Source organism: Thermohalobaculum sp., assembly GCF_058622915.1.
Window position 1 is genome coordinate 1 of record NZ_JBZSYN010000017.1, and the last position, 8,357, is coordinate 8,357.

Genomic DNA, 8,357 nt, shown 5'->3' on the forward strand with positions numbered 1-8,357 from the left:
ACCTTGGCGAAGCGCTCCAGCGCCTCGGCGTTCTTGATCAGTACGCCCGCCTGGGCGCCGCGCCCGGTCGCGGTCATGATCGACATCGGCGTGGCCAGGCCAAGCGCGCAGGGGCAAGCGATGATCAGCACCGAGATGGCCGCGATGAGCGCGTAGGAATAGGCCGGCTGCGGCCCCCAGATCGACCACAGCACGAAGGCCAGCGCGGCGATGCCGATCACCGTGGGCACGAACTTGCCCGCCACCGCGTCGGCCAGCTTCTGGATCGGGGCCCGCGAGCGCTGCGCCTGGGCCACCATCTCGACGATCTGCGCCAGCATGGTGTCGCGGCCGACGCGGGTGGCCTTCATCACCAGCGTGCCGGTGCCGTTGATGGTGGCGCCGGTGACGGTGTCGCCGGCGACCTTCTCCACCGGCACCGGCTCTCCGGTCAGCATCGACTCGTCGACCGAGGAGCGGCCCTCGACCACCTCGCCGTCCACCGGGATCTTGTCGCCCGGGCGCACGCGCAGCCGGTCGCCGGCCTGCACCTGCTCGAGCGGCACCTCCTGCTCGGAGCCGTCCTCCCCGACCCGCCGCGCCGTCTTGGCGGCGAGGTCGATCAACGCCCGGATGGCGGCGCCGGTGCGCTCGCGCGCGCCCAGCTCCATGACCTGGCCGATCAGCACCAGCACCACGATCATCGCCGCCGCCTCGAAATAGACCCCGACGGTGCCATGCGCGTCGCGGAAGCCCTGGGGGAACACGCCGGGCGCGATCACCGCGACCAGGCTGAAGAGGTAGGCGGCGATGACGCCCATGCCGATCAGGCTGAACATGTTGAGATTCATGCTGCGGAACGACTTCCAGCCGCGCACCAGGAACGGCCAGCCGGACCACAGCACCACGGGCGTGGCCAGCGCCAGCTCGACCCACTGCGCAAGCGCCTCGCCGATCCAGCCGCGCAGCGGCAGGCCGACATGCGGGCCCATGGCCAGCACCAGCAACGGCACGGTCAGCACGAGGCCCACCCAGAAGCGGCGCTTGAAGTCGACCAGCTCGGGGTTGGGTCCCTCGTCCGGCGCCGGCAGGCCCTTGGGCTCCAGCGCCATGCCGCAGATCGGGCAGTCGCCGGGGCCGACCTGCTCGATCTCGGGGTGCATCGGGCAGGTATAGACCGTGCCCTCGGGCATCGGCTCGGGGGCGGGGCGGCCTTCGAGGTATTTCTCCGGCTCGGCCTCGAATTTCTCGCGGCAGCCGGCCGAGCAGAAATAGAAGCGGCGGCCCTCGTGCCTGGCCATGTGACGCGCGCTGGCGCGGTCGACGCTCATGCCGCAGACCGGGTCCTCGGCCGAGATGTAGCCCTCCGGATCGGCCGCGAACCTCTCGCGGCAATGCTCCGAGCAGAAATGGTAGCTCCGGCCGCCGTGCTCGTGCGTCGGCTTGTCCGCCCCCGCGTCCACGGTCATGCCGCAGACCGGGTCGCGGATCACCTCGGCGGTGGCGGCGTCAGCGCTTTTTTCGCGCTCGTGCGCAGACATCGACATCTCCCTCTCAGTCGCTCGCCCGGGCCCCGTGCATGGGCCCGTCTTTGTCCTTGCGCATATATGGACCTTCCATTAACTGGAAGGTCAAGGGGCCGAAGTGCCGAGGGGCCGAAGTGCACAGCCACGCCCGCCCGGGGCAGCGCCGGGCGCCGCGCGCGAGTATCACGGCGCGCGTGAACATGGAGCCGCGCATGAACATCAAGAACGTCGCCCAGGCCAGCCGCCTGCCGGCCAAGACCATCCGCTATTACGAGGACATCGGCCTGATCGCGCCCGCGCGCGGGCCGAACGGCTATCGCCGCTTCTCGCAAAGCGACCTGCACAAGCTCGCCTTCATCGGCCGCGCCCGCAACCTCGGCTTCACCATCGAGGACTGCCGCGCCCTGCTCTCGCTCTACGAGGACCGGGGCCGCGCCAGCGCCGACGTCAAGCGCATCGCCACCGGGCATCTCGGCCAGATCGAGCGCAAGATCGCCGAGCTGGAATCGATCCGGCGCACGCTCACCGACCTTGCGGAATCCTGCCACGGCGACGCGCGCCCGGACTGCCCGATCCTCGATGACCTGGCGGGGAGTGCCGTGTCGTGACCGCCGCGCTCGCGCCCTTCGTGCCGCGCACCCACATCGCCTATTTCACCATGGAGATGGCGATCCGGCCCGAGATGCACAGCTATGCCGGCGGGCTGGGCGTGCTGGCGGGCGACACCGCGCGCTCCTGCGCCGATCTCGAGCTGCCCGTGGTGTTCGTCACGCTGGTCAGCCGGTCGGGCTATTTCCTGCAAGGCATCGACGAGGACGGCTGGCAGTTCGAGGACGAGGACCTGTGGGACCCCGCCGACTGGTGCACGCCGCTCAACGCCATGATCGGGGTGCCGATCGAGGGCCGCACGGTGTGGGTGCGGCCCTGGCTCTACCTGCACGCCTGCCCGCACGGGCACGAGATCCCGATCCTCCTGCTCGACACCGACCTCGAGCAGAACGCGGACGACGACCGCCGCCTGACCGACCAGCTCTATGGCAACGACGACGCCTACCGGCTGAAGCAGGAGATCGTGCTGGGCATCGGCGGCATCCGGCTTCTGCACGCGCTGGGCTTCGAGCTGCACACCTACCATCTCAACGAGGGGCACGCGGCGCTGCTCACGCTCGAGCTTCTGAACCGCAGGCGCATCGCGCCCGACGCGCGCATCCCCGACGAGCCGGCCTACGACATCGCCGAGGTGCGCGAGCGCTGCGTCTTCACCACGCATACCCCGGTCGAGGCCGGGCAGGACCGCTTCGCCTACGACCTGGTCCAGCGCTGCCTGCCCGATTTCGTCGAGCTCGACACGCTCAAGAGCCTCGCCGGCGCCGACCGGCTCAACATGACGCGGCTCGCCTTCAACCTCTCGGGCTACATCAACGGCGTGGCGCGGCGCCACGCCCAGACCACCCGGACCATGTTCCCCGGCTACCGCATCCACGCCATCACCAACGGCGTCCATGTCGGCACCTGGGCGCACGCGGCCTTCGCCCGCCTGTTCGACGCGCAGCTGCCGCAATGGCAGCACGAGCCGGAGATCCTGGTGCGCGCGCTGCAGCTGGCCAACGAGGACATCTGGGCCTGCCACCAGGCGGCCAAGGCGGACCTGATCGCCGAGGTGCGCAGGCGCAGCGGCGTCGACCTCGACCCCGCGCTTCCCGTCATCGTCTTCGCCCGGCGCATGACCGGCTACAAGCGGCCCACCCTGATCTTCAGCGACCCCGACCGGCTGGCCGCCATCGCGGCGCGACACCCGTTCCAGCTGGTCATGGCGGGCAAGGCGCATCCGCGCGACGGCGCGGGCAAGGACGCGATCCGCCAAATCCACCAGCTCTCGCGGCAGCTGGCCGGGAAGGTGCCCTGCACCTTCCTGCCGGGCTTTGACATGGCGCTCGCCGGGGTCCTGGCCTCAGGCGCGGATGTGTGGCTGAACACGCCGCTGCCGCCGATGGAGGCCTCGGGCACCAGCGGCATGAAGGCGGCGCTGAACGGTGTCCTGAACCTCAGCGTGCTGGACGGCTGGTGGCTCGAGGCCTGCATCGACGGCGTCAACGGCTGGGCGATCGGCGCGGACGGCGACGGCGGCACGGACGGGCACCACGCCGAGGCCCTCTATGCCAGGCTCGAGGGCACCGTGCTACCGCTCTATAACGGCGACCCCGAGCACTGGCGCTGGATGATGAAGCAGGCGATCGGCTCCATCGCCTACTATTTCAACAGCCAGCGCATGATGCGCCGCTATGCCAGCGAGGCGTATCTGCGCTGAGAGGGGCCGCCGGCCGCGCCCTTCATTTCCGGCCCAGCGCGGGAGAATTCGGGGGAAAGCGGCTGGCCGTCAGGCCCCTAGTGGGTGACGCTCCCATCGGCCCGGCGCAGCGTGCCGCCGTCGGTGCTGACGCCGACGGCGCTGGCGGTCGCCTGCGGCACGTGGCCGGTGATGTCGGCGGCCCGCAGCGACAAGTTCTTCACCACCGCCGCCGAGCTGCCCACCGGCCCGTAGGGCGTGCCGTTGACCAGCACGTAAAGCGCGCCCGCGTTGCCCGCGCGCAGCACCGGGGCGGTGACGCGGCTCGGCACCACGTACTGGCCGCCGGCCGGCAGGGTGCCCTCGAAGATCACCGCGTTGCCGTCGCGCACGCGGATCCAGGCGGCGTCGGTGGCGCGCAGCACCACCTTGGGCGGCGCCGCCTTGAGTGCGGCGGCGATCACCGGATCGGCCACCGCGGCCTCCTGGGGCGACAGCGAGATCCGCATGCCGCCGTTCGGGCCGTCCGGGGTGCGGAAGCCGGGGCCGGAGGTCTGCTGCGCGACGCCGCCGTCGGGCGTCTCGGCCGCCGCGGCCTGCGCCGGCGCGAACAGCCCCGAGGTGTCGGGGTTGATCGCCGAGATCGGCCCGTCGCGCGAGGGCAGCGTCGGCGGCGGCATCTCGCCCGGGGCGGACACCAGCAACGCGCCATCGCGCTCGTAGGCCGAGGGATCGGGGGCCGAGGCCAGGGCGGTCTCGACTGCGGGCGGCGAGATCAGCGGCGCCTCGGAGATGATCTCGGGCGCCTGCGGCAGCGGCGCGACGCCGACCCGCTGGATGTCCTGCAAGAGGGCATAGCCGCCATAGCCGAGCCCGCCGATCAGCAGCAAGAGCGCCAGCACCGAGGTCAGGGCGCCGAGGCTGACGCGCGCGCCCAGCCGCGCCGGCGCCGGGCGCACGGCGAAGCGCGAGCCGGTCAGGTCGGTGCCGAAGCCCGCGCCGGGCATGGGCCGCGCGCCCTTCTCGGGGCGCGGCGCGGCGGGACCGAGCCCGGCGGTCGGCGAGCGATAGCCCGACTCGGCGCAGAAGCGCCGGTAGGCCTCGTCCGAATCCATGCCCAGATAGCGCGCATAGGAGCGCACATAGCCGGGCACCACGCTCACATTGGGAAAGCCGTCGAGGTCGGCGTCCTCGATGGCGCGCAACTGGTTGGCCTTGATGCGAAGCTCGTATTCCGCATCGAGCAGCGACTTGCCGAGCGACGCCCGGCAGCCACGCATCTCGTCGCCGAGCGTGACCGGATAGTCGTCATACCCCCGCAATTTCATAGGGGCTGCTCCTGCTCCTGCCGTGGACCCCTCAACCCGCGCGCATCTGCCGTGCCCGTTCGGATGACGGGAGTATTACAGACCGGGTGCCGAAATTCAATCGCATCTGTCCCCCTCAGGCGCGGTTTTTGCCCATTACGCTCCGTTTAAGACCGAATTCTGACCAAAGCGTATCCAAGGCCTCGACAACGCGCTGCATCATCTGCACGTCGTGCACCGGCGAGGGGGTCAGGCGCAGGCGCTCGGTGCCGCGCGGCACCGTGGGGAAGTTGATCGGCTGCACGTAGATGTCCCACTCGGCCAAGAGCCGGTCCGACAGCGCCTTGCAGACCACCGGGTCGCCCACATGCACCGGCACGATGTGGCTGGGGTTCTCGATCACCGGCAGCCCCGCCTCGGCCAGCGCCGCCTTCAGCGCCCGGGCGCGGTCGTGGTGGCGCTGGCGCAGCATGCGGTCAGCCTTGAGCGCGCGCACGCTGGTCAGCGCGCCCGCGGCGACAGCGGGCGAGATCGACGTGGTGAAGATGAAGCCCGGCGCGAACGAGCGCACGGCGTCGACCAGCGCCGCCGATCCGGCGACATAGCCGCCCTGCACGCCGAACGCCTTGGCCAGCGTGCCGTTGAAGATGTCGATGCGCTGCGCCAGCCCCTGCGCCTCGGCCAGGCCGCCGCCGCGCGCGCCGTACATGCCCACGGCGTGGACCTCGTCGAGATAGGTCAGCGCGCCGTATTTCTCGGCCAGGTCGCAGACCGCGGCGATCGGGCCGAAATCGCCGTCCATCGAGTAGACCGACTCGAAGGCGATCAGCTTCGGCGCCGCGGCCGGCACCGAGGCCAGCAGCTCCTCGAGATGAGCGACGTCGTTGTGGCGCCAGATCTGCTTCTCGCAGCTGCCGTGGCGCACGCCCTCGATCATCGAGGCGTGGTTCAGCGCGTCCGAGAAGATGGTCAGCCCCGGCAGGAGCCGCGGCAGCGTGGCCAGCGTCGCCTCGTTGGCGTTGTAGGCCGAGGTGAACAGCAGCGCCGCGGGCTTGCCGTGCAGGTCGGCCAGCTCCTCCTCCAACTCGACATGGAAATGGGTGGTGCCCGAGATGTTGCGCGTGCCGCCCGAGCCCGCCCCCGCGGTGTCGACCGCGCGCTTCATGGCGTCGAGCACGGCCGGGTTCTGGCCCATGCCCATGTAGTCGTTCGAGCACCACACGGTGATGCGCCGCTGGCTGCCGTCGGCCTCTTTGAGCAGCGCATAGGGAAAGGCACCGCGCAGCCTCAGGATGTTCATGAAGACGCGGTAGCGGCCCTCCCCGCGCAGTCCGTCGAGGGCCTGGGTGAATTGCTCGTCGTATGTCATGGCTCTGTCCCGCCCGGCGCTCTTGTCTCGGCACGGCGCCCTGCCGTGGCCGCGCGGCCCGCTGTTTCCCCTTTGGCGTCAGGTCCCTTTGGCGTCAGGTGCCTTTGGCGTCAGGTCGCTTTGGCGCCACCGGCCAGCGGCGGGCCGACTCGGCACCGCTGCTTATAAGGCGATCGCCGCCGCTTGTTGAGTGCGGAAAACGGTCGCGCCTGCTACCCATCGCCGCGCCACGCGCACCGGCGCGGCGGGGCAGCAGCCGGCCCTCGCGCCGGTCCGCGCACCGGCCGCCGCGGGCTGCATCAGGGCCGCTGCCGGCAAATCCGCGCACCGGGGCCGGGCCTCGCCCTAGTAGACGTAGCGCAGCGCCTCGCTCCAGTAGCCCTCGAGCGAGCGCAGGTCCCGGTTCATGCCCTCCAGCCCCTCGGGGCGCAGGCGCGCGCTCGCGGCCAGCTCGCCGGCGTGACGGCGCAGCAGCCCGGCCACGATGCCGTGGATCTCGAGCCCGCGCTCGGTCAGCCGCACGCGCACCGCGCGCCGGTCGACCTCCGAGCGCTGGTGGTCGATATAGCCGGCCTCGACCAGCTTCTTGAGGTTGTAGGAGACGTTGGAGCCCTGGTAGTAGCCGCGGTTCTTCAGCTCGCCCGCCGTCACCACCCTGGGGCCGATGTTGAACACCAGCAGCGCCTGCACGGCGTTGACCTCGATCTCGCCCAGCCGCTCCAGCTCGTGCTTGATGACGTCGAGCAGCAGCCGGTGCAGCCGCTCGATCAGCGCCAGCGTCTCGAGATAGCCCGGCACGATGCCGTCGGCAGCCCCCTCGCAGTCGGCAGCTCCCTCGCCGTCGGCAACCCCCTCGCCGTTGGCCCCACGGCTTTCGGCCCCACGGCCATCAGCCCCGGCGAGGCCCGCGCTGTCGCTCTTTCCGCTCATCGGCCTCCCCGGGGCTCCGCGCCGGGGCTGCCCGGCCAATTCGCGGCCAGACTGGGCAGAAAAAGCAAAGACGCCGTTAACGACGTCGAAGCGCTCAAAGCTCGCCGCGCAACAGCCTGATGACGCCCGAGAAATCGCGGTCGCTCTGGCCCACCATCTCCATCAGCGTATAGATCTGGGCGGCGTGCGCGCCCAAGGGCGTGTGCGCCCCGGCCGCCTGTGCCGCCTGCATGGCGATGCGCAGGTCCTTGAGCATCAGCGCGGCCGAGAACCCGGGCTGGTAGTCGCGGTTGGCCGGCGAGGCCGGCACCGGCCCCGGCGCCGGGCAATAGTCGTTCAGCGACCAGCAGCGCGCCGTCGCGGTCGAGGAGATCTCGTAGAGCTTCTGCGCCTCCAGCCCCAGCTTCTCGGCCAGGTTGAAGCCCTCCGAGACCGCGATCATCTGGATCGCCAGCATCATGTTGTTGCAGATCTTGGCCGCCGCCCCCGCGCCCGAGGGCCCGGCGTGGAAGATGTTCCTGCCCATCGCCTCGAGGATCGGCCTGGCCGCGGCGAAGGCCGCGTCGCTGCCGCCCACCATGAAGGTCAGCGTGCCCGCCTGCGCGCCGCCCACGCCGCCCGACATCGGCGAGTCGACCATCAGCTGCCCGCGCGCCTCGGCCTCCGAGCCGACCGTGCGCGCCGTGTCCACGTCCACGGTCGAGCAGTCGATGAACAGCGTGCCCTTGCCGGCCGCCGCCAGGATGCCGTCCTCGCCCAGATAGACCCCGCGCACATGCGGCGCCGCGGGCAGCGCGGTGACCACGGCCTCGACGCCCCGGGCCAGCTCGGCGGCGCTGGCGGCGCGGCGGCCGCCGGCGCTCTCCAGCTCCTCGAGCGCCGGCGCCGAGAGATCGAAGCCCGTCACCTCGTGCCCGGCCTTGAGCAGGTTGCGCGTCATCGGCAAGCCCATGTTGCCG

The 8,357-nt window shown here is 71.1% G+C and carries 7 protein-coding genes; 2 read left to right on the forward strand and 5 right to left on the reverse strand.

Going from position 1 to position 8,357, the window contains the following annotated elements:
* A partial coding sequence (locus AC32QD_RS01200) for an HAD-IC family P-type ATPase (protein WP_492008653.1) occupies positions 1–1,520 on the reverse strand: 1,520 nt, incomplete at its 3' end.
* Between the two features lie 197 nt (positions 1,521–1,717).
* On the opposite strand from AC32QD_RS01200, the gene cueR reads away from it, so the two are divergent.
* Both cueR and glgP read left to right on the forward strand, forming a co-directional pair.
* Positions 1,718–2,113, forward strand: a complete 396-nt coding sequence (cueR, locus tag AC32QD_RS01205) for a Cu(I)-responsive transcriptional regulator (protein ID WP_492008654.1) — start codon at positions 1,718–1,720, stop codon at positions 2,111–2,113.
* Positions 2,110–3,813 carry an alpha-glucan family phosphorylase gene (gene glgP / locus AC32QD_RS01210; protein WP_492008655.1) on the forward strand — a complete coding sequence of 568 codons (1,704 nt, stop codon included), beginning with the start codon at positions 2,110–2,112 and terminating at the stop codon, positions 3,811–3,813. Before cueR ends, glgP begins: the two co-directional genes overlap by 4 nt.
* Before the next feature lie 77 nt (positions 3,814–3,890).
* Here glgP and AC32QD_RS01215 read toward each other — a convergent pair whose 3' ends face one another.
* From AC32QD_RS01215 to mmsB, 4 genes are all read right to left on the reverse strand, one after another.
* Complete coding sequence (locus tag AC32QD_RS01215) at positions 3,891–5,120, reverse strand: helix-turn-helix domain-containing protein (RefSeq protein WP_492008656.1); 1,230 nt, start codon at positions 5,118–5,120, stop codon at positions 3,891–3,893.
* Positions 5,121–5,235: 115 nt separating this feature from the next.
* Complete coding sequence (gene hemA / locus AC32QD_RS01220) at positions 5,236–6,468, reverse strand: 5-aminolevulinate synthase (RefSeq protein ID WP_492008657.1); 1,233 nt, start codon at positions 6,466–6,468, stop codon at positions 5,236–5,238.
* A gap of 345 nt (positions 6,469–6,813) precedes the next feature.
* Positions 6,814–7,398, reverse strand: a complete 585-nt coding sequence (locus AC32QD_RS01225) for a MarR family winged helix-turn-helix transcriptional regulator (protein ID WP_492008658.1) — start codon at positions 7,396–7,398, stop codon at positions 6,814–6,816.
* A 94-nt stretch (positions 7,399–7,492) separates the two neighbouring features.
* A partial coding sequence (gene mmsB / locus AC32QD_RS01230; RefSeq protein WP_492008659.1) for a 3-hydroxyisobutyrate dehydrogenase occupies positions 7,493–8,357 on the reverse strand: 865 nt, incomplete at its 5' end.

Bases quoted from the DNA above. Each gene is read 5' to 3' on its own strand.
- cueR (WP_492008654.1), top strand. From the start codon at position 1,718: ATGAACATCAAGAACGTCGCCCAGGCCAGCCGCCTGCCGGCCAAGACC.
- AC32QD_RS01215 (WP_492008656.1), bottom strand. From the start codon at position 5,120: ATGAAATTGCGGGGGTATGACGACTATCCGGTCACGCTCGGCGACGAG.
- hemA (WP_492008657.1), bottom strand. From the start codon at position 6,468: ATGACATACGACGAGCAATTCACCCAGGCCCTCGACGGACTGCGCGGG.
- AC32QD_RS01225 (WP_492008658.1), bottom strand. From the start codon at position 7,398: ATGAGCGGAAAGAGCGACAGCGCGGGCCTCGCCGGGGCTGATGGCCGT.